The organism is Anaerotignum faecicola (genome assembly GCA_024460105.1).
Lineage (GTDB): Bacteria > Bacillota > Clostridia > Lachnospirales > Anaerotignaceae > JANFXS01.
Genome location: JANFXS010000449.1, coordinates 1 through 409, shown reverse-complemented (window position 1 = coordinate 409; position 409 = coordinate 1). Strand labels below are relative to the sequence as shown.

Annotated in this window: 1 protein-coding gene; it reads left to right on the top strand. The window is 46.2% G+C overall.

Annotated elements, in window-relative coordinates; translation table 11 throughout:
- A partial coding sequence (locus tag NE664_14815; GenBank protein ID MCQ4727907.1) for a Na+/H+ antiporter NhaC family protein occupies positions 1-391 on the top strand: 391 nt, incomplete at its 5' end.
- Positions 392-409: the final 18 nt, after the last annotated feature.

Sequence of the window (409 nt, the reverse complement as noted above, 5' to 3'; positions counted from 1 at the left end):
GCTTGTGCCCATTGAGAACGAAAGGAACCCTGCTACAACAAATATAATGGCAGGAATAAGCATAGTGGGCACAAGCTGGGGAACTTTCGGTATTTTAATACCAATAATCGCTTCCATATGCGAAGCCGTTGCGCCTGAGCTTACTATAATCTCGCTTTCCGCAACACTTGCAGGTTCTGTTTTCGTGGATCACTGCTCTCCGATTTCCGACACCACAATATTGTCAAGCACCGGAGCATCCTGTAACCATATAGACCATGTTTCAACGCAGATACCTTATTCCGTAACTGTGGCGGCATGTTCCCTTTTAGGATATATTGTTGCGGGATTTACAAAAAATCTTATCGCAACATGGATTGTGTCTGCCGGCGCGCTTGAATTATTATGGTAGCGCTGCACAAGGCGGCCG